Raw genomic sequence first — 21,706 nt, 5'->3', positions numbered from 1 at the left:
GGCCCCTACGCTCCTGCGCGCGGACGCATGATTTGCAGGAGCGGCCCCGAGCTTCCGACGCGTGAGCATGGTCCTTGCTCTGCGAGTTGCACCATTCAATCCGGTGGGGAGGGGAGAGGGCAACGAGCGGGCATGGGAACAGGAAAAAGTACGAAGGGCACCTTCCGAGGGTTGTGGATCTCGCTCACGGTCGTCATCGTGGCGTCGTTCGCGGTCCTCGGATTCTTTGGGTGGCAGATTCATCAGAAGGCTCCACCTTTGCCGCAGCGCGTCGTCACCGACGATGGCGTCGTGCTCTTCACGCACGACGACATCCAGGACGGCAAGAACGTCTGGCAATCGATGGGCGGCCAGCAGGTGGGCTCGATCTGGGGGCACGGCGGGTATGTGGCCCCCGATTGGTCCGCGGATTGGCTTCATCGCGAGGGCACCTACCTGGCCGAGGCCATCGCCCGCGCGGAGTACGGCCAAGGCTTCGAAGCGCTCGACGTCCCGAAGCGGGCGGCCGCCGAGGCGCTCGTACAGGCCGAGATTCGAAAGAACACGTACGATGCCGTGACCGGCGATCTACGCGTCTCGTCCCGCCGCGCCGAAGCCATCCGGGCCACGGCGAGCCATTACAATGGCCTCTTCGGCGACGACCCGACGCTCGGTTCCCTGCGCGAGGCCTACGCGATCCCGATTCGCAGCGTGCCCGATCCCGAGCGCCGGCGCATGATGACCGCGTTCTTCTTCTGGGCCTCCTGGTCCTGCGTGACCGAGCGCGCCGACGAGCACGTCTCCTACACGAACAACTGGCCCCCGGACGAGCTCGTGGGCAACCGCGTGACCGCGCCGATCGTGGTCTGGTCGATCGTGAGCTTCGTCCTGCTCCTCGCGGGCATCGGCGGTTTGTCCTGGTACTTTGCCGCGAAGGGGCACGAGGAGGAAGCGCCCCCGTCGCTCCTCCCCCGCAAAGATCCCCTCCTCCAGCTCGAGCCGACGCCTTCCATGAAGGCCACCATCAAGTTCTTCTGGGTCGCTGCGGCGCTGTGCGTGGCGCAGGTCGGGCTCGGCGCCGTGAGCGCGCATTATGGCGTGGAGGGATCCGGCTTTTATGGCATCCCGCTCGCCGAGATCCTGCCCTACTCCGTCACGCGGACGTGGCACGTCCAGCTCGCCATCTTCTGGATCGCCACGACCTGGCTCGCGACCGGGCTCTTCATGGCGCCGGCCGTGGGCGGTGAGGAGCCGCGGCTGCAACGCGCGGGCGTGAATTTCCTCTTCACCTGCCTCCTCATCATCGTCGTCGGCTCGCTCTTCGGGACGTGGTATTCGACCCGCCAGCGCATGGGGCTCGAAACGAGCTTCTGGTTCGGGCATCAGGGCCTCGAATACACGGACATCGGCCGGTTCTGGCAGATCTTCCTCTTCGTCGGGCTCATCCTCTGGCTCGTGCTCATGGTCCGCGCCCTGCGTCCGGCGCTCGCGCGGCGTGACGACCAGCGGAACCTGGTCGGGTTGTTCCTGCTCTCGTCCCTCGGCATCGCGTTGTTTTATGCCGCGGGGCTCATGTGGGGCCGACATACCCACCTCTCGATGGTCGAATACTGGCGCTGGTGGGTGGTGCACCTCTGGGTCGAGGGCTTCTTCGAGGTCTTCGCGACCGTCATCATCGCCTTCCTCCTCGTCCGCCTCGGCCTGCTCCGGCCGCGCTCCGCGAGCCGCGCGACGCTGTTCTCGACGATCATTTTCCTCAGCGGCGGCGTGATCGGGACGTTCCACCACCTCTATTTCACGGGCACGCCCATGCCCGTCCTCGCGCTCGGCGCCGTGTTCAGCGCGCTCGAGGTCGTGCCGCTCTCGCTCATTGGATTCGAGGCGTACGGCAACCTCCGCCTGGTCGGCCTCCGTCCCTGGGTCTCGAGCTACAAATGGCCCATTTACTTCTTCGTGGCCGTGGCGTTCTGGAACCTCGTCGGCGCAGGCCTCTTCGGCTTCCTGATCAACCCGCCGATCGCGCTGTATTACATGCAGGGCCTGAACACGACGCCCGTGCACGGTCATACCGCGATGTTCGGCGTGTACGGCATGCTCGGATTCGGGCTCATGCTGTTCTGCCTGCGCGGCGTCTCGGCGCGTTTCGCCTGGAAGACGGGCGCCCTCTCCTTCGCTTTCTGGGCCATCAACATCGGGCTCGCCGCGATGGCCTTCGTGAGCCTCTTGCCCGTGGGAATCATGCAGGCCATCGCCAGCGTGGAGAAGGGCATGTGGTACGCGCGATCGGCCGAGTTTCTCCAGACGCCCCTCATGGACGCCTTCCGCTGGTCGCGCGTCCTCGGCGACACGATCTTCGCCGCGGGAATCCTGGCCCTCGCGTATTTCTTGATCGGCCTCCGGACCGGCTGGTCGCTATCGCCGCAAGAGACCACGACCCCCACCACGACCTTGCCGCCCCCTCCGCCGAACCCCGAAGAAGCGCTCCCCGCGCCCGCTTCCCTGCCGCCGCTCACGCTGCGGGGAGAGAAGTGACGAACCGCGGCGCAAGCTCTGCGCGAAGGACGCATTTCGTGCATCGGTGACCGTGAGCCCGCCGCGATCCTGTCGAGAGATCGCGGCGGGTGCGAACCTTGCAATTCCGCGAGCACCATGAACGATGTGACGATGCAGCCACGAGCGAAGCGATTCGCAGGCAAACCCGTGCAGGAGTTGATGACGCGCGCGCTGCTGACGGTTGAGGAGGGCGAAAGCGTGGCCGTCGCGGCACAGCTCATGTACCAGGGGAGCGTTCGGCACCTGCCCGTGATGCGCGGCGCGGTGCTCGTCGGCATCCTGAGCGATCGAGACATCCTCGGATTGAAGGACGGGCCCCTGCTCGACATGGCCGTACGCGACGTGATGACCTCCCCGGTCGAGACGACGCGCCCGGAGGCGAGCGTGGAAGAGGCGAGCGCCCGCATGGTGGCTCGCCGGATCGATTGCCTGCCCGTCCTCGACGAGGGCGAACGTCTCGTCGGCATCCTGACGAGCATGGACATCCTCGCCGAGCGCGGACGCCTCGCGCACAAGGGCACGGCGGGCTCGTGTGGCATCCCGCTCGCGCGCGACATCATGCATCGCCGCGTGATGACCATCAGCACGGACCTCGCGCTCCGGGAGGCCATTCAGATGCTCGTACGATCGGAGCTGCGATATCTGCCCGTCGTCAATGCGGCCGGGCGCGCCGTCGGAATGTTCAGCAGCCGAGAGCTGCGCGCCTCGGTGGGCGACGCGGCGACGATGCTGAACGGAGGCGACGGAGACGATCTGGAAGGAAAAACCGTCGGCGCCGTCATGCGGGCCGGCGTCGTGACCGTCCCTCAGGATGCTTCGGTGCTCGAGATCGCCGACAAGATCCTCGACGAGCGGCAGACGGCGATCTGCGTCCTGGACGCGTCCGAGCGAATCGTCGGGATCGTCACCTACGTCGACGTCCTCGCGGTGCTCGTGGGCCGCAAGGCCTAGGACACCTCTCCCGAGCTGCGGTGGATGGCCGCACCGGCCACGTCACCACGGCTTTTCCGATGTCTGGTTCGCGGAAGCTTCGGCACGCTTCGCCGGTTTGCAGCTTGCACCCGGACGGAGACGACACAGGTTTACCGTGCCAGTCTGCTCGGATTGTGGAGATTACGAATGAAAGGAAAATTCATCAGCCGGATCGCTTTGTTCGTGCTGACCAACCTGGCCGTCGTGGCCATGCTCGCCCTCCTCGCGCAGGTTTTCGGCCTCGAACGTTTCCTCGTGCAGCAAGGGGTGCGCATCAACCTGCCGGGGCTGCTCGTCACGGCGGCGGTGATCGGCTTCGGCGGCTCGCTGATCTCGCTCTTCCTGTCGAAGACGATGGCCAAATGGAGCACCGGCGCGCACGTCATCGACGTCCCCCGGACCGCCGAGGAGGCGTGGCTGGTGCAGACCGTGGAGAGGCTCGCGCGTGAGGCTGGCATCGGGATGCCCGAGGTCGCCATCTACGACAGCCCCGAGATGAACGCCTTCGCCACGGGCGCGCGGCGTGACAAGGCCCTCGTGGCCGTCTCCACGGGCCTCGCGCGGAACATGCGGCGCGACGAGGTCGAGGCCGTGCTCGGTCACGAGATCGCGCACGTCGCCAACGGCGACATGGTCACGCTCACCCTCTTGCAGGGCGTGCTGAACACGTTCGTCATCTTCCTGAGCCGCGTCGTGGGTTTCCTCATCGATCGGTTCTTGAGCCGCTCCGAGGACGGCGAAGAGCGAGGTCCGGGCATCGCCTATTTCGTGAGCAACATCGTCCTGCAGATCGTCTTCGGCATCCTCGCGAGCTTGATCGTCGCCTGGTTCAGCCGGCGTCGCGAGTTCCGTGCGGATGACGGCGGCGCCGAGCTCGTCGGCAAGCAGGCCATGGCCCGCGCCCTGGACAGGCTCCGCATGCAACAAGGCGAGCCGAGCGCATTGCCCGCGAGCATGCAGGCCTTCGGCATCCGCGGCGGCCGCATGATGGCCCTCTTCTCGAGCCACCCGCCCCTCGAAGACCGCATCGAAAGGCTGCTCTCCGAGGGACGCGCCCGCGGCAGCGAGCAGCAAAGGTCCTACGGACGGCGATCGCGCGTCGTGTGAAGGGGTCGCGCCATCACTGCGTAGGTGCGCCGCCGAAGAGCGTGCGAACGGCCTCCTCGGCCGCGTCCGATAGGAGATCCCGGTCGAGGCGCAAAGGTTCGTCGAAGAATGCCGCGGCGGCCGCTCGATCGACGAGGTGCGTCCCGAAGAGCGCGATCGAGCGGTCCGCGTCGAAGATGTTCTCGGCCACGATGATGCGCGCCCCTTCGGCGATGCGCTCGTCGGCGGCGCGACCGGCGGAGGGCTCCCCGAGCCAGGCCGCGAAGTATTGGAACGCCAGGTTGCCGGGGCGCGCCATGTGCGCCGTTCCGATCACCACCCGCAGCCGCGCGCGCTCCTCGGGCGTCATGCGCGCCGCCCATGCCGTCACCTGCGCGTGCAGGGTCATTACATTCTGGTAGGCGGCGTCCCTCACGTTCTCCACGACGTCGGCGCGCTGCGAGCGAACGAACGCGCCGAGCGTGGTCGGCGCCAGGCGTCGTTCACGGGTGGCCTGCTCGATCAGCGCGAGCGAGCGGGTCATGATGCGCCGCTGCCGCTCGCGCTGGGCCGCATCGGAGAACCTGCCGTCGATCGTGGAGAGCACCGCCCTGAGGAGGGCTTCGTAGGAAACGAGCTTGCCGCGCAGCGCCTCGTCGATCGGGCCGTCCACCCCGGAGAGCAGCAAATAGAGGGCAAAAGGCACGTGCGCCACGGCCTTGAGCTCGTGATAACGTCCATTCGTGGCGGGCCGCTCGAGCCGCTCGCCACGATGCAGGAACACGAGCCCATCGCCGTTCTGCACGATCACCGGTCCGGAGGCCGCGAGCATGGCAGTGCGGCGCTCGGCGTATGCGTCGCGGAAGACGCTGTTCATAGGGCAGAGCGGGTCGCCGGACGGGAGCGGACATGGTCGCTCTGCGGAGGCCGCGGGCAACGCGCCATGACGATGTTCCGTCGTCGGCGGCGTCCGCGCATCCTGTGCGGGGGAGACCCGCGCCGCCTGGCACGCGGACAAGAGTACCAGCGGAACCATGGCCACGAGTACGCGGGCCGCGCTCCCTGCACGCATCACTTTCCCCTCCCTCGGCCGCACGATGGGCCCAAACGGAAACGCTACGCGATACGCCGCGTCGCACGAGAGTCGGGCTCCTTCGGAATGGTCCGTCGGGCCGATACGGACCGGAAAAAGCCACGTTCCGGCCGGAACGTCGAGCGAATGCATCCCGAGGAGGGGTGTTCGGGTGCGCCCGCGCGCTACCTTCCCCGGCTCAAAACACGTAATTCATCCCGACATTGAAGCCGCCGTCGACGTTGAGGAGCGAGGCCGAGGTGGTCCCATCGCCCACCGTCCCGACGAAGACGACGGCCTCGGGCCTCGCGAACAGGTTGAACTTCGGGCTCGCATAAAACGAGAGCCCGAAGCCGAGCCGCGCGGTGCCGCCCACCAGCGTCAGCGACGGCGTGCCTGGCGGCGCGCCCTTGATGGGCTGCTTGCCGTAGAAGCCGCCGCCCGCGATGCCGGGATTGAGGAACAACCCTTTTCCAATGTTGATGAGGTAATTCCCCCCGAGCGTGAAGATTCCGCCCTGCCGCGCGGCGGCGTTGTCGCCCTTGTAGAAGTAGCTGACGTTCGCCTCCAGGTTGAGGTTCTTGACGATGAAATAGCGGAACGAGAGCCCGGTGATGTTCGTGGTCCGGATCGAGGAGGTGTCGCCCTCCTTGGCGTAGTTGAGCACGAGGAGGCTCTCGGCCCCGATCTCCTTGATGCCCTTCCCGATCGCGCGGATGCCGTTCGTGTCGGGAGCGTCGGGGACGAGGACGTCGGCGACCGCGGGCGCGGGCGCGGCCACGAGAACCGTGCCAAGAGAGACCATTGCTGCGACAATCGGCCAAGTACGCATGATACCTCGACGGGATGAATGGGGTCGACGCGGGACGAGACAGGGCCACGCTCACCCTGGATTTCCCGACGTTCTACCTCATTTCGAGCCGCCCGGAACGGCACGACCGGCGCGTCTGTATCGAATTAAAAAGTTTTAAGCGGCTCCGCCGGCAGCGGGCCCGTCGCCCGTTTGTCGCGAAGGAACCCCGGCGCGCGGGATGACCGGCGCCTTTGGCCGCGCAAGATCTACGAGCCGCCCGGCCCGATCGGGAGACCGCTCGGCGGCGACTCGGGGTCGAGCGACTCGAGGACGACCGCCGTGGGATCGAGCAAGAAGCCGTCATCGCGGCTCTGCAAGAGGCCTCCAAGGCCGAGCTTTCGGAGCTTGGTGAGCGTGACGTAGACGCGGTTCGCCGCCGCCTTGGGCGGGATCCTCTCCCCGGGCCACCCGGCCTCGAAGAGCTCCGCGAGCGAGAGGCCGCGCCCCGGCGCATCGATGCGCGCGCGCACGAGACAAACCAGCACGAGGCGCGCCGCCTTCGCCTTCAAGAAAGGCACCGGGGGGCCATTCTGAACGCGAAACCAGCGAGCCTCCGGGCCCACGATGAGCCTCGCGATCGCAGGCGCGAGCGGCTCGCCAGGTTCTCGCGCCGAGGCCGCAGGCAAGGCGATCGCGCGCTCGAGCAGGCGCACGGCGAGGCGAACGTCCTCCGAACAACCCGCCGGCGCGCAGGTGCCGTCGGGCGCCGGCGCCTGGGCCATGGCGATCGGCGCAGCAGCGGCGAGGCGATATCGCTCCGCGGCCGTCCCGTCGCCCGCCGCCGCGGCGTCGCGCGCGCGCCACGCGTCCGCGTGGGCGGAGTGCAGCGCCACCGCGATCCTCGTCGTGAGCACGCGCCCGCCGCCGAGCCTCGCGGCGGCGGCCTCGAAGTGGCGCGTCGCGACGTCCGCGTGGCCGAGCCCAGCCTCGACGGCCCCGAGCGCGGCCAGAAAAACCATCGAATAGTGCCGCTCCCCGGTGCCGTGGAGCCGCGCGAGCGCTTCGCCGTACGCGGTCCGCGCGTCGCCGAGCAGGCCCTCCTCGAACGCGACGTCGCCCAGGTAGCCGTGGAGCACGCCCTCCGACCATCGATCACCCACGGCGCGGTGGATCGCGAGCGCCGCCCCGAGCTTTTCGCGCGCCTCGACGAACCGGCCCCTCGCCTGCTGGACGCGCCCGAGGATGCCGAGCACGTACCCCTCGGTGCGCCGGTCTTCCCGGAGCAGGGCGAGGACCTGGCTTCCGGCGAGCTCGGCATCGTCGACCCGGCCGAGGCTCAGGCGCGCCAGGGCGACCTGCGCGAGGGCCAGGGATTGTCCCCTCGGATCCCGAGCAGCCTCGAAGCCAGAGGCCGCCTGCTCCACGTACCCGAGGGCCTCCGTGGCTCGCCCTCGCCAGTTGAGCGCGCCGCCGTAGGTGAGCATCCAGTCGGCGTGGAGCGATGTTTCATTGAGATCGAGGGCGATCGCCCGCGCTCGATCGAAGCAGGAGCGCGCGTCGTCCGGGCGCTCTGCCTGATCGAACATCAGCCCGAGCTTGGTGAGGGCGAGCCCTTCGTCGGCGCGCGAGCCCGCCGCGCGCGCCTCGTCGAGCGCCCGCTGAAAGCCGAGGAAGCTGTCGAGCACCCGTCCCCGAAGCAGGTCCGCGAGCGCGCGCGTGTAGAGCGCCCGCGTGCGTACGGCCGGCGGGGCCGGCGCGGCGTCGAGCGCGGCATCGAGCATCGCCACATACGGCTCCAGGCGGCCCTTGGCGCACAGGAGGAGCACGGGTTCGAGCAGCAGGAGCCCGCGCAGGGCGGCCTCCGCGTCCTCGGGCGTGAGAGGCTGCCGTGCGAGCGCGCGCGTGCACACGGCGATCAGGTTGCTCGCCTCCAGCGAGGCGCGGCGCACGTCGATCACCCTCGGCAAGGCGGCCTCCCTCGGGCCCGCCATGCCGAGGAAATACGCCGCGTGGCGCCGGGCGGCGGCCTCCTTGCCGCCGAGCTCGTCGAGCCTTTCCTCGGCATATTCGCGCAGGCTCTCCAGCATGCCGTAGCGGCGCTCGCCCGCGGAGCCCGGCGCATGAAGATCGAACGCCCGGAGCAATGATTTGTCGTGCAACGATTGGAGCACGTCGAGGACCGGCGGCGTCCCCCCTTCCCTTCCGCCGCCGAGATCGAGCACCGCCTCCGCGGCTTCGAGCGAGAAGCCACCGGCGAACACCGAGCCTTGCGCGAGCGCGTCCTTCTCCCACGGCGTAAGGAGTTCCCACGACGAGTCGATCGCGCCGCGCAGCGTCGCCTTGCGCGCGGGCGCGCCGCGAGCGCCCGTCACGAGCAACTCGAAGCGGCGCGCGAGCCGATCGAGGATCTGCCCCGGCGCGAGGACGCCCACCCGCGCCGCGCAGAGCTCGATCGCCAGCGGGATGCCGTCGACGCGCCGAACGATCGCGGCGACGCTCTCGGCTTCGGCCTCGGTGAGCTCGAAGCCGAAGCGCACGGCCCGCGCCCGCGCCACGAAGAGCTCGACGGCGTCCGATGAGGCGATCGCCCGCAGCGATCGCTCCTCCGCGGGCGGCACGCCGAGCGGCTCGAGCCCGAGACACGCTTCACCATCGAGCCGCAGACGCTCGCGCGAGGTCACGACGAACTGCGCGCGAGGCGCGAACGAGAGCCAGGGGCCCAGCATCTGCGGGGCGATGTCGACGAGCTGCTCCAGGTTGTCGAGGATGACCACGCTCCGCGGCGGTTCGGCGAGGGCGCGCCCGAGCTGCGCCACCACCTCGTCGGCGGTGCCGCCTGCGGAGAGGGGCACGTCGAGCGCGCGGGCGAGGACCGCGCACGCGTCGTCGATCCCCTTCGCCTCGCTGAGATCGCAGAACAAGAGCCGCGACCCGCCACACGCGGAAAGGACCGACGCCGACGCGGCCCACTCGAGGGCGAGGCGCGTCTTGCCGATGCCTGCGGCGCCGGTGATCGTGACGAGCCGGGCGCCTTCGTCGATGCGCTCCCCGAGCGCGTGGAGCTCCCGCGCGCGCCCGATGAAGGCGCCGCGCGCCGACGTACCGGGCAGCAGGGTCGTCACGGGCGGACAGGCTACCACCACGGGCCGACGCCGGCGCAACGGGCGTTTAAAAATCGTTAAGGGGTCGCGCGGCGGGCGGCGGTCCTGCAGGGTGGGGGCGCGCGTTCAGAAGGTCGAAATCCCCAGCGAGACCTGATGGATGAACTTCACGTCCGGCGACGGCACCACGCGCAGCTCGTATCCGAACGTCATGAGATTCACAGAAACGCCCAGGCCCGCGAAAAAGACGTCACCACGTTTCCAGGACGCCTGCTCGTGCTCGTTCATTCGAAAGGAGCACGGCGCCGTCTGGCTCATGCACGTCGGATCCTCGAGCACGAGACTGTAGGTTTTCTCCTTCGTATAATCCCAGTGAAAGCCGGCGCCGAGCGATGGAACGAGCGAGACCGACGCGGGCGACGAAACGAGCGGAATGCGATACCCGAAGCGCACGTCCCAAGTGAGCCGCGCCGTGTCCGTCCGCCCGAGGGGCAGCTCCACGTCGCCCTGCGCAGGGACCTGCGCGAAGCCGCCGAAGCGGGGCAAGAATTCCCATTGATCGGCGAAGAGCATCGGAATGCCCAGCGTTGCGCCGACGAATCCCTTGTCACGCTCGAATTGAGCAGCGAACGCGGTCGCGAACCCGAGGATGACGCCAGGTCGGCTTTCGTACGGCTTCTTTCCCACGTTCGCGCGTGCCTCGCGTATTTTTCCGACCGGGACCGCGTGACCGATCGGAGCCTCCCCCGAGACCAGCAAGGAGGGAGGGGGAATGATCATGCCGACCACCTGGCCCTGACAGTCGAGGAGCGGGCCGCCGATGTGGTTTGTCCCGACGAGGGCGTCGGTCGACATCAGATCGTCGTCGCGGTCGCTGACGATGCCCCGGCGGTAGGCCGGGAAGCGCTCTTCACGCTCGCCGAAGTCGACGAAAACGCCGATCGCGACGACCTCGCTGCCGATCACGGGTGCCGAGGCCGCGAGCTCGAGCCCCTTTCCAGGGATGGGCGCTTCGAGCTCCAGGATGGCGATGCGTTCGAATGCGTCGACGAAGACGACCTTCGCGCCAATCGAGAGGCCGTCGCGGGCATGGACGCGCAGCTGAAACGGCCTCGCCACGACGCCGAGATGGGTCACGACGTGCGTGTCGTCCAGCAAGAAACCTCCACCCCAGTTCGTATGCGTGGTGATGCGGACCGTACCGCGCCGCGCAGCTTCCGCGACGCGCTCGAGCCCCGCCTTGCCGCACGTGCCGCTCTCCGAGGAATCGGCGGGCGCCGCGGGCGTGGAGAGGACCGCTGCGGGCGGCGAAGACGCGACGGCCAGCATCGGCGCGGGAGGCGGAGGGGCAGGATCGGTCACGACGTCCCCGCCCTGGGTCTGCGCGCGGGCAGCCACGGGAAACGCGAGAAAGGCCGCGGCCAAGGCGACGGCCGAGGACCTCGCGAGGCGCGTCGCGGGGGAGGTATCGTGGGTGCGTTCTCGGGTGGGGGTCCGCATGTCGTTCGTCTCCGGCAAGAGCGACCCCGGGGAAGGATCCGGGGCGTACCGAAGATCCTAGGACCCGACGCGGAGATTGCACATTAACGATATTTAATCGTTCACGCCGCACGAGAAAACGACGGCGAAGAGATCCCGGCGCCCGAGCGCTACTTGGGCGGGTCCACCGGCAAGAAGCAGAAGTTGCTCGTCTCGAATCGGTAATTCGAGCCCGAGTAGTTCCGCTCCGCGTGGAAGACTTGCAGATCGTACACACCGCCGAGGACCAGGCCGAGCTGCTCGGCGCTCTGATCGAGATCGACGGTGCCCAGCTCGGGGCCGTGGATGCCGCCGAGGTCGATGGCGAGGCGGTGATTGATGAACACCCAGATGTCGTCGTCGCCGCGGAACGTGAACACCTCCCCGCCCTTGTAACGGAAGGAGACGAGCGCCTCGGTGGTGAAGTGCCAGTTGTTCGGCATGCCATTCAGCTCGAAACCTTCGTTGCCGAAGCCGAAGGATGCGTCGATCGGATGAAAATTGGCGTCGTCGTACACGAGCGTCGAGCCATTGCCCGTGAGCGGGATCTGCACGTTCGTGGCGAAATTGACGTCGGGGGTGTCCCGGTACCACGCATCGAAATGGGCGGCGCCGGTGAAAGGCGCGTAACTCGGGCCATCCGGGCTGACCTCGTTCGTGGCGACGTACACCGGCTTGAAGCTGCCGTCGGGCTGTTTGGCCAGCTCGGCGGCCAGGATGCCCGGACGAACCCCCGTGAGCTGGCCGAAATTGGCGTGGCCGCTCCACTGGAAGTCGGGGTGGCTCTCGGAGAAATCGCGCACCCGCATGGTCAGGGTGCTCAAGCAATCCTCGCCGGTATCGCCGCCGGTGCCGCTGGACGTCGTGAGATTGAGGCCGCCTTCGCCGCCCACGCCGCCGGCCCCGCCCCCGGCGCCGCCGCTTCCTCCACCCGCCGAACCCGAGGATGCAGTCGATGTACCCGTCGGGGACCCCGTGCCCCCACCGGACGAACAACCGAGGACGAGCAGCATGCCAAGCAGCGAAAGGATCGTGGTGCGCATTGCTGGAGGATACCATGGGGCCGGACGGCGCGGAAGCTCATGCCGTGCGCCGCACGACCGCATCGAAACGCTTCCCCTTTACGCCCCTCCTGGCCGGGTGCATGCTCTTCGGCGCATGTCGCGTGGACCCAGAAAGAAACAGAGCCCCATCGCCGCCGCGCTCGCGCCGCATGGCTTTCCGAGCGCGCCAGGGCCCGGTCTCGGCTTCACGGCGGAGGACGACGAGCGCCTCGCGCGCGGTTGGCCCGAAATGCGCGTGATCACCGACGAGCCGGTCAAGGGAAAGGCGGCCGTCCGGCTCGCCTCGAAGGCGCTCGACGCCATTGAACACATGCTGCCTCTCGTCATGCCACGCGCCGTCGCAGCACGATACCTCGTCGGATATTCGCACGGGCCCAACCTGTTCGTCCATCCAGACTACCCCGCCGAGAACGCGCAACGGAGGGAGGCGCGCGACGCGGCGGTGGCGGCGCCGCCCGTGGTGGATCTCGAGCTCCTGCGAACGACGCTGCGAGCCCCGCACGCACGAGGAATGGGCGATACGTATCGCGCTTGGCGCTTCCGGGAGGTTCTCTTCCTGTACGAGGCGTTCCTCGGTACCGAGCCCGTGGCCCGCACGCTCACCGAGCACCTCGTCGGCGAAGCAAAGCGCGCGTCCCCCTGGCCCGACCTCTTGAAGATTCCGAACCGCACCAATGCGGCGATGCATCACCTCGCCCTCGTTCTGCCGTGGCTCCTCCTCCGTTTGCCCGCCGCGGTGGCCGCCGCGCTCCGCGCCGAGCTCGCGACCGTGCGAAAACCCGAAGACGTCTCCGACGAGGAGCCGCGCGCATTCTTCGCCCTGCTGCACGCCCTCGCGAACCCGTCAGCGCCGCTCCACGATTCGGCGAAGGCACTGCGTTACGAGCTGGCCCTCTGCGCCGGCGACGCCGACGAGGTCGCTCGCGGCGCGAGCCTTGGTTACACGCTGCTCTGGTATCCGGCGCGCATTGCATGGTTGGTCGGGACGGACATCTTCGCCGGCAAGCTCACCATCGCGGTGCCCTGGTTGCATCGAATCGCGCAAGAGCTCTTGCTGGTCCGTGATCCGGGCGTCGTCCGCCTCATCGCGCACGTCGCGACGGTGCGGACGGGAAAGACGGCCGCCGCGACCTGGCTCCGCGCGCACGGCGATTATGCCAGGCCGATTCTCGATTCGCTCGCCGCGCTCCCCCAGGCGAAGGAGCAGCGGGCAGCGCGGGCAGCGGCCGCGCTGCTCGACATGGACGCGCCCGCGGCGACGGATTCGTCGGCGCCCGGATAGGGCGTCCCTCCCCGGGCCGCCCCTTTCAATGGGCTGCCGGCGCGCACGCATCGATCGACGCCTCCTCCACGGCCCGCGCCTCGAATCGTTGACCCGAGAGCGTCGCCCGCAGCGCGCCGGGCAGGACCACGAGCGTGGTGATCGTCCCGAAAAACATCCCGAAGATGACCACCGTCGCGAGCGGGCGCTGCACCTCGGCGCCGGCGCTCTGCGCGAGCGCCATCGGCAAAAAGCCGAGCGCCGCGACGGCCGCGGTCGTGAGCACGGCGCGCACGACGGCCGTCGCGCCGCGCTGGATCGCCTCGTCGAGCGGCTCACGCGCGGCGAGGCGCCTGCGCACCTCGGTCGCGATCACCACCCCGTTCAGCACGGCCACGCCGCCCAGCGCGATGAATCCGACTGCCGCCGACAGGCTGAAGGGCAGGCCTCGCGCGAGCAGGCCCAGCATGCCGCCCACGAGCGAGAGCGGCACCATCATGAAGACGGCCGCGGCGAGCCGCACGTTCTGGAACATCCAGAGCAGCATGCCGAAGATGATCACCACGACGGCCGGCACCAGCAGCGCGAGCCGCTTCTGCGCCCGCTCGAAATTCTCGAATTGCCCGCCCCACGCGACCTGGTAGCCGCTCGCGAGCGGCACGTCGCGCTCGACGGCCGCCTTGGCCTCGTCGACCCAGGAGACGAGATCGCGACCTCGCAGGTTCACGTCGACGCGCACCGTGCGTTCGCGATCCTGCCTTCGGATCGAGGTCGGCCCATCTCCCTCGGCGAGCGTGACCACCTCGCGAAGCGGGACGCTACGCCCGTTCGAAGTCTCCACGAAGAGCTCGCCGAGCGCCGCCGCCGAGGGCTCGGCTGGAGGGTTCAACACGCGAAGATCGAACTTGCGTTGATCCTCGTAGATGTCGCCCACGCGTACGCCCTCGCGCGCCGCGGCGATCACGGTAAAAGCGTCCTCGACCTTCACCCCGTGACGCGCCATCTTCGCTCGATCCGCGACGGCGCTGATGACGGGCTGGCCGAGGAGCCGCTCGACGCGCACGTCGCCGGCGCCCCGGATCGCCTTCACGCGCTCGCCGATCCGGTCGGCGACCGCGGCGAGCTCGTGGATGTCGGTCCCGACGACCTTGATCGAGACATCGGCGCGCGATCCGCTGATGAGCTCGTTCGTCTTGTCCTCGATCGGCTGCGAGACGGAGACGAACGTCCCCGGCACGCGGGCCTCGATCGTATTCTTGAACGCCTCGGAGAGTCCGTCGAAATCACGCGCCGTCTTCCACTCTGCGGGCGGGCGCAGCCGCACGAGGATGTCGGTGTTGTCGTTGCCGACCGGATCGACGGCGACCTCCGCGCGCCCTGTCATCCCGAGCGTGCTCACCACCTCGGGAAAACCGTGCAGCACCTTCTCGGTCTCGAAATCGAGCCGTCGCGCCTCTTCGAGGGAGATGCTCGGCGCGCGGCGGATGGTCACGACCGCGTCACCCTCGAAGATGCGGGGGACGAACTCCGCGCCGGCGCGGGAGAAGAAAAAGATTGTCACGACGAACGACACCGCCGAGGCGCCGAGGAGCGGCCACCGGAGCGCGACGGCCCGACCGACGAGCCGCGCGTACCGTTCGGTGATCCACTCCATCCAGCGCGGACCGTGGCCCGCCGCGGGCGGCACGAGCGTGACGAGAAGCGCCGGGAAAAATACGACCGAATAGATCAACGCGCCGAAGAGGGCGCAGGCCATGGTGAGCGCCATCGGCCGGAACATCTTGCCCTCGATGCCCTCGAGGAACAAAAGCGGCAGATAGACGAGCATGATGATGGCCACGGCGAAGGCGACCGGGCGCGCCACGCCCTGCGCGGCTTCCGCATATGCCCGCGCCTTCGCGTTCCCCGCGAGCTTTTGGCCCGCCACCGCCGCGATGACCGCTTCGAGCATCACGATCGGCCCGTCCACCAGAAACCCGAAATCGATGGCGCCGAGTGACATGAGATCACCCGTCACGCCGAAGAGGTGCATCCCGAACAAGGCCACCGTCATGGCCGCGGGGATCCCGAGGACGACCACCAGCGCGCCACGAATCGTACCGAGGAACAGCGCGAGCACGATCGTCACGACGACCACGCCCTCGGCCAGGTTCTTCAGCACGGTGCCGATGGTGCGACCCACGAAATCGGCGCGGTCGTAGACCACCTCGATGGTCGCGCCGGGCGGCAGCTCCGCCTCGATTTCCTTCACCCGCTCGCCGACCGCGGCCACGACCTCGCGGCTGTTGCCGCCGAGGAGCATCATCACGATGCCCGTGACCGCCTCGCGCTCGCCCCCGTGGGTGATCACGCCGTAACGCAGCGCCGCGCCGATCTGCACGTCCGCCACGTGTTTGACGAGCACCGGCGCGCCCTCGGCGTCCGCGCGCAAGACCACGTTGGCGATGTCCTGCTCGTCGCGCAGCATGCCTTGCCCGCGCACGGTGAACGATTCCTCGCGCCGCTCGACGTAGCCGCCGCCCACGTTGACGTTGGCGGTGCGGAGCGCATCGAGCACGTCCTCCACCGTCATGTGCTGGGCCTGCAGGCGCGCGCGATCCACGACGACCTGGAACTGCTTGAGCTCCCCGCCCATCGTGTTGACCTCGATCACGCCGGGCACGCTGCGGAGCTTCGGTACGATCTCCCAGTCGAGCAGCGTCCGGAGCTGCATCGGCGAATGCTGCGAGCTCCGAACGACGAATTGAAAGATCTCGCCGAGCCCCGAGGACACCGGTGCGAGCTCGGGCGTGCCCGCCGAGGCCGGCAGCTCTCGCTCCACCGTGCGCAGCCGCTCGAGCACGAGCTGCCGCGCGAACCACACGTCGGTTCCGTCGGCGAACACCACCGTCACGGCCGACAAACCCCCGCGCGAGACGCTGCGCAGCTCGGCGCCGCCCGGGACGCCATTGAGCGCATTCTCGATCGGAACGGTCACGGTCCGCTCCACCTCGACGGCGGAGAGGCCCGAGGCGCTCGTGAGCACCGAGACCTGGATCGTCGAGACGTCCGGCATCGCGTCGATGGGGAGCGCGCGCACGGCCACGGCCCCCGCGCCGAGGAGGAGCGCGAAGAGGACGAGCATCAGCGCCCGCAGGCGAATCGAGGCAAGGACGATACGTGACAGCATGGTTTTACCGGTAAAGCTCGCTCTTCAATGCAAACACGCCGCGGCTCACCACGAGCTGCCCCTCGGACAGGCCCGAGGTGACGCCCTGGTTCGTGCCGTCGTTCGGGCCGAGCTCGATCGTCGTGGGCACGACGCGATCGGCGCTCTCGGCGAGGAACACCGTCGGACGCCCGTCGATGTACGTGACGGCCGTCATCGGCACGGTGAGCATGGTGCGCGAAGGGCCCGAGGCCTGGATGATCGCGGTCACGGATTGCCCCGGCCGGAGCTTGCGTTCTTTGTTCGAAACCGCGATGCGTACCTCCGCCGTGCGTGTCACGGGATCCACGACCTCGCCGACGTGGGCGATGCGACCGGGGATGGGCTCGCCTCCGACGCGCGTGATCTCCACCGGATCGTCCTTGTGGATCGCGTCGAGGCTGCTTTCGAAGACCGAGAGATCGACCCAGAGGTGGTCGAGGTTCGCGACGCGAAAGGCGACGAGGTGGGCGTCGACGGATTGGCCCGCGAAGATGTGCCGCTCGACCACGGTCCCTTCGAGCGGCGCGCGCAGCATGTAGACGCCGAACGCGCTGCCGGGGGCGCCGCTCATGGCCACCACGCGTTGCCGCGCGGCTTCGAAGAGCGCGCGTTGCTCCTCGTGTGTCGCCGTCGCGACCTCGTGCTCGCGCGCCGTGGACAAACCTCGCTCGGCGAGCTCGCGCTCGCGTTTCTCGTTGATCGAGGCCGCCTTGCGGTGCGCGCTTGCGACGGCCACGCCGGCCTGCGCTTCTCCGAGCTCGGCGCTCTCGATCTCGGCGAGCACGTCGCCCGTCTTCACCCTGTCGCCCTCGACCTTCGCCAGCGAGCGAACGAGCCCGGGGATCCGCGTCCCGACCGCGGCCACGTGCGCCGGGTCGAAATCGACGGTGCCGACGACCTTGAGGCGCGGCACGAGCGGCGCGAGGCGCACGGGCTCGGTCTCGACGCCGGCGCGGTCGCGAAACGATTTCGAGAACACGATGGCCTTGCCCTCGACGTGCGGGACGTCGGCCTTGGTCACGGGCACGTCCGTCTCCGCGCCGCCCCCGCGCAGCAGGACGAACAGGCCCGCGGCGGTGAGCGCAGAAAGGCCCGCGGCGACGCCCCAGCGCGCCCACCGCGGCCTCGGCTCCCGCGGCGGGGCGCGCGGCGGGGTCTCCTCCTCGGCGAGGCCCTCGTCCGTGGTGCGCGGGCCCGAGGGCCCCTCGTCGATCGGGTTCGTTTCGTCCGTCACGGCAGATCTCCGGTCAATGCGACGATGTCGCCGACGATGGCCCACTCCCGCGCGATGAGCTCCAGGCGCCGCAATCGCAGGAGCGCGAGGTCACGGCGCGCGGTGAGCACGAGCAACATCTCCCCCTTGCCCGCCGTCTTCATTGCGACTGCCGCTTCCGCTGCGGCGAGCGCTGCGGGCAGGGCGGTCGCGTCGATCACCTCGCGGGCGCGGCGCACTTTGGCGCGCTCGATTTCGAGGCCCGAGAGCCCTTGCGCGACGAGGCGCCGCTTCACCTCGGCCTCGGCCAGCGCGCGCGTCCGCTCGGCGTCGGCGCGGGCCACCTCGGCTTGCTTGCGCCGCGCGACCGGGAAGGTCCACGACAAACCTCCGCCGAAGCGCGGCTCGCCGAGATCGCCGCGGCCGGCCGTGACGATGAGGTTCACCGGCGGGTGGGCCTCGATCGCCGCGCGCTCGCGTGCCCGCGCGTAAAAGCTCGCCTCGCGCGTCACGGCGGTCACGTGGGCGGACGCGCCCGCGACCCGCGCAGCGCCGGCTTCACCGTACGTCTCGTCCGGCGTGGGCGGCATCGCGGATGCGCCGTCGGGCGGCGAGAACATGCGGCCCGTCGCGCGTGCGAGATCGACGAGCGCGCGCGTGAGATCGGCGCGGCTCTCTTCGAGCATCACCGCGTACCGCGCGTGCTCCATGCTCGCGAGCTTCTCCTCCTGCAGCGTCGCGTCGCCGGCGGCGAGCCGCTGCCTGTACACCTCCGCCTCGGCGCCCGCGTCGCTCACGAGCCCTTCGATCGTGCGTACCCGCGCGGCCGCGACGAGCGCGGCTCCGTAGGCGCGCACGGCCTCCCCCTCGGCCGAGAGCTGCGTCGCTTCGAACAGCGCCTTTTGCCAGGCGACGAGCGCGTCTGCCTCGTCCATCCTGCGGGCTCGCTGCCCGGACACTTCGAGCGGAAGCCACAGATTCGCCTGAACGGTCGCGTCTTTCGTCACGCCCTGCAGGCCGCGATCGACGAAGACCTCCAGATAGGGGTTATCGAGCGCGTGGAGCCGCGCGCCTGCGTACGAGGCCTCCGCGACGCCCACGGCTCCCCGCGCGCTCACCACGCCCGGGGCGCGCTCGCGCGCGAGCTCCATGGCGCGTTCGAGCGCAGGGAATGGCTCGGCTGCGGGCGGATGGGCGTCCGCTCGGGCAGGAGCCTCTTTTCGGCGCTCTTCGGCGATTGCGACGCTGGCGACGAGCATCACCAGAATCGCCACCAAATAAATGGGCATACGTCGACACCACGTGCGAACGATAGGCATCGTAGGACCCCAAACACGTTTGAGGACAAACGAAAACGTTCGATTGATGTAGTGCCGGTTCAGGCAGCGTCAAGGCATCTTTTTACCGCGAGCGAACCTGTTTGACTCCAAACGATCTGCGCGCGGTACCGCGCCCAACATGTCCTGTCCGGACTGTCCCGTGCTGTCGAGTCGCGGCGCCTTCGAATTATTCCCGCTCGCCCGACGACGCCTTCCCTCCTCGGAGAGGGTTGTCCGTCTGTAAGCGCCGACCCGTGACGAGACGATTCCAGGCCTGCCGGCCGGGAGGACAAACGAGACCAGCCCGAGACGCCGTGCGCCGGATCAGGCGCCGCTCGTCGGTCTACATCCTTGCAATGCAGCGACGTTTGCCACGGCGTATTTCATTTCCAGACGCGCGGATCCTACGTCACACGGGCGCGGATTCCGCGGCCGTCTCCTGGGCGGGTTGCCCCGTGATCCGCGTACCGCAGAGGACGTCCCACAGGTAGAGCGCCTCGCCGAAATGCGTGTTCGCCCTGGCGTGATGCACGTTGTGGAAGGCCGAGGTGTTGAGGAAGACCCTCGGCAACGTCTTCTCCACCCACGAAAGGGTCACGCCGCAGTGGAGATAGAAGTTGAGGTTCACGAATCCCACGACGAGCCCGAAATAAAGCGGGGCCCAGTGCAGCGCCTCGGGCATGCACAGAAAAAGAATCGGCCAGAAGGTGAGCAGCGCCTCGACCGGGGCCACCGCGAAGCCGGCAAAGGCGGTGGGATCGCGAAAGACGTGGTGAGACTTGTGGAATCCGAACAAGAGCCGCGTGTGCAAGAGCCGGTGTTTCCAGTAAAGCCACGCGTCGATCACGACGACGCCGACGAGGGTCTGCACGACGACCCGCGTCATACTCACGCCATGTCCATCGAGGTCCCAGACGAGCCCCGTCGGATGCCCCAATCGCCATGCCGTGAGGGGCCAGGCCGCGAGGCAGGCCGCGACGTACATCGCGCGCGCCGACTCGAAGGCTTCCCGCGCCATGGGCGCCGGCTTGCTGCGTTGTCCCTGGATGCGCGTCCCGAACCGGCCCGAGAGCCATGTCACGATCGCCGCGCCCGAGAGCACGGGCACGGCGAGGACGGCAAACGAAACGACGAGGCTCGAATACCAGGTCCCCGGGCTCTCGCGGTGAAGGAGCCCAGCCGCCGTCAGGGCGACGAGGACGGCCGCGTCGATGATCTCGTGAATCGTCCAGCGCCCAGCATGCGCTGGAGACGGGGCTCGCATGGTATACCTCCGATGGAATCCGTCCGAGGACGTATCACAGCTCGCCGCGGCCCATCAATTCCCAGCAGCAAGGCGTCCTGCGGTATTTCGTGCACTCCCCCTGAACCTTTCCTCCGTTCGCGCGTCCAAGGTCTTCGCATGCAACGCCGCGCCTTCCTGCACTCGCTCGCCGCCCTGCCCTTCGCCGCCACCGCCCTGACCGCCCGCCCCCGTTCTGGCTACGCCTGAGGGATCCCCGTGCCGCGCCGGGTGCGCGACGAATCGTTGGTGCTCCGAAGAATGGACGCGCCGGACCGGGAGATCGTCCGGCTGCGCGACGATCGCTGGGTCGACTCGTTGCCCTCGCAGCGGCGCTTCCAGGTCTCGCCCGACGCGCGCATCCTCGCGTACACGAGGCCCGACACGCAGGCGCTCGAGCTCGTCCGGCGCGACGGCCGCGTTGCGACGATCGCGCACGTGGGCGAGCAAGACATACGCATCTCGCCGGACGGCAAGGTTCTCGCCGCGGGGCGCTGGGTGCAGGGCTTGCCGATCATCACGCGCGTCGACCTGCAAAGCTTCGAGGCGAGCACCTGGGCCGAGCTCCCAAACCCTTCCTGGATCGAGTTCTGCGCGGATGGGCTCGTCGTCCTGCACAGCGAGCAGCTCGGGGGCGACTCGTGCCTCACGCTGCTCCCCTGGAGCGGCGCCCCGCAGCGCCTCGCGCAGGTGACGTGGGGTTTGTCCCGGTTCACCGTCGCCAAGGCGGGCAACCGGATCGTCTATTTCCACCGGGGCGACATCTACGCCATCGAGCGCCCGGGCGCGGAGCCCGAGAAGATCGGGCGTGTGGAGGGAGGCATCGTGCAGAACGCCGAGATGTCGCCCGACGGACGCACCGTCGCCTTCACGCCCGGCCGCGGGCTTTATGTGATCGAAGGCGCGGGACCGGTCACGCTGGCCGGCCCGACCGAGGAGAACGTGCACTCGATCTGGTTCTCGCGCGACGGCACGGCGCTCGCGTGGGGCAGCCGCGACCGCGCGGTATGGCGCAAGAACGGCGAGAAGCGCACGCTCGCCGGGGTCGACGCTCCGATCGTCGCGATGCGCTTCCTTCAGGCCTCGCCCGGCCTCATCGTCACGCGTGGCAACCAGGTGCAGCGCTGGAGCCCCGAGCGAGACGAGGTCGAGACGATCACGACGCTCGACGACGAAGGCAGGGACCTCATCGGCGCCGATGTGTTCGACGGGGGGATCGTCTTGTGGACGGCCACGCCGTGGCAAGACGCCGGTCTCCGTCCGCGACTTTAATGGGGCGGGTGGTTGCGGGTTCGCCCTGTTC

Annotated in this window: 14 protein-coding genes; 5 read left to right on the top strand and 9 right to left on the bottom strand. The window is 68.8% G+C overall.

The features are described 5' to 3' along the window. Positions 1–132: 132 nt before the first annotated feature. The 3 genes from QHF85_RS05910 to htpX all read left to right on the top strand — a co-directional run bounded on the left by QHF85_RS05910 (position 133) and on the right by htpX (position 4,611). A complete protein-coding gene (locus QHF85_RS05910; protein WP_281326074.1) occupies positions 133–2,511 on the top strand; it encodes a nitric-oxide reductase large subunit in 2,379 nt (792 codons plus the stop codon). A gap of 132 nt (positions 2,512–2,643) precedes the next feature. Beyond that, complete coding sequence (locus QHF85_RS05905; protein ID WP_281326073.1) at positions 2,644–3,483, top strand: CBS domain-containing protein; 840 nt, start codon at positions 2,644–2,646, stop codon at positions 3,481–3,483. Between the two features lie 168 nt (positions 3,484–3,651). Beyond that, entirely contained in the window at positions 3,652–4,611 is a 960-nt protein-coding gene (gene htpX, locus QHF85_RS05900; RefSeq protein ID WP_281326072.1) for a protease HtpX, read from the top strand. A gap of 13 nt (positions 4,612–4,624) precedes the next feature. Here htpX and QHF85_RS05895 read toward each other — a convergent pair whose 3' ends face one another. The 5 genes from QHF85_RS05895 to QHF85_RS05875 form a co-directional block, all read right to left on the bottom strand. Then, positions 4,625–5,467: a hypothetical protein gene (locus QHF85_RS05895; protein ID WP_281326071.1), complete on the bottom strand. Its 843-nt coding sequence runs from the start codon at positions 5,465–5,467 to the stop codon at positions 4,625–4,627. Between the two features lie 394 nt (positions 5,468–5,861). Continuing rightward, complete coding sequence (locus QHF85_RS05890) at positions 5,862–6,494, bottom strand: hypothetical protein (RefSeq protein ID WP_281326070.1); 633 nt, start codon at positions 6,492–6,494, stop codon at positions 5,862–5,864. Between the two features lie 227 nt (positions 6,495–6,721). Continuing rightward, positions 6,722–9,577, bottom strand: a complete 2,856-nt coding sequence (locus QHF85_RS05885; RefSeq protein ID WP_281326069.1) for an AAA family ATPase — start codon at positions 9,575–9,577, stop codon at positions 6,722–6,724. A 105-nt stretch (positions 9,578–9,682) separates the two neighbouring features. Beyond that, positions 9,683–11,056 carry a serine protease gene (locus QHF85_RS05880; RefSeq protein WP_281326068.1) on the bottom strand — a complete coding sequence of 458 codons (1,374 nt, stop codon included), beginning with the start codon at positions 11,054–11,056 and terminating at the stop codon, positions 9,683–9,685. A 149-nt stretch (positions 11,057–11,205) separates the two neighbouring features. Then, positions 11,206–12,117 (bottom strand): fibro-slime domain-containing protein, encoded by a 912-nt coding sequence (locus QHF85_RS05875; protein ID WP_281326067.1) that lies wholly within the window; start codon positions 12,115–12,117, stop codon positions 11,206–11,208. 115 nt (positions 12,118–12,232) lie between these two features. Between QHF85_RS05875 and QHF85_RS05870 the strand changes: the two genes are divergently transcribed. Next, positions 12,233–13,420, top strand: a complete 1,188-nt coding sequence (locus QHF85_RS05870) for a hypothetical protein (RefSeq protein WP_281326066.1) — start codon at positions 12,233–12,235, stop codon at positions 13,418–13,420. A gap of 25 nt (positions 13,421–13,445) precedes the next feature. Here QHF85_RS05870 and QHF85_RS05865 read toward each other — a convergent pair whose 3' ends face one another. The 4 genes from QHF85_RS05865 to QHF85_RS05850 all read right to left on the bottom strand — a co-directional run bounded on the left by QHF85_RS05865 (position 13,446) and on the right by QHF85_RS05850 (position 20,385). Then, positions 13,446–16,568, bottom strand: coding sequence for a CusA/CzcA family heavy metal efflux RND transporter (locus tag QHF85_RS05865; RefSeq protein ID WP_281326065.1), 3,123 nt, complete (start codon positions 16,566–16,568; stop codon positions 13,446–13,448). Between the two features lie 4 nt (positions 16,569–16,572). Further along, positions 16,573–17,823 (bottom strand): efflux RND transporter periplasmic adaptor subunit, encoded by a 1,251-nt coding sequence (locus tag QHF85_RS05860; protein WP_281326064.1) that lies wholly within the window; start codon positions 17,821–17,823, stop codon positions 16,573–16,575. After that, positions 17,820–19,091 (bottom strand): TolC family protein, encoded by a 1,272-nt coding sequence (locus tag QHF85_RS05855; protein WP_281326063.1) that lies wholly within the window; start codon positions 19,089–19,091, stop codon positions 17,820–17,822. Before QHF85_RS05855 ends, QHF85_RS05860 begins: the two co-directional genes overlap by 4 nt. A 439-nt stretch (positions 19,092–19,530) precedes the next feature. Next, positions 19,531–20,385 carry a sterol desaturase family protein gene (locus QHF85_RS05850; protein ID WP_281326062.1) on the bottom strand — a complete coding sequence of 285 codons (855 nt, stop codon included), beginning with the start codon at positions 20,383–20,385 and terminating at the stop codon, positions 19,531–19,533. Between the two features lie 267 nt (positions 20,386–20,652). Between QHF85_RS05850 and QHF85_RS05845 the strand changes: the two genes are divergently transcribed. Further along, complete coding sequence (locus QHF85_RS05845) at positions 20,653–21,675, top strand: hypothetical protein (protein ID WP_281326061.1); 1,023 nt, start codon at positions 20,653–20,655, stop codon at positions 21,673–21,675. Positions 21,676–21,706: the final 31 nt, after the last annotated feature.

The organism is Polyangium sp. 6x1 (assembly GCF_029946515.1).
In the GTDB taxonomy this organism is placed as follows: Bacteria; Myxococcota_A; Polyangia; order Polyangiales; family Polyangiaceae; genus Polyangium.
This window is presented reverse-complemented; position numbering and strand designations above follow the sequence as displayed.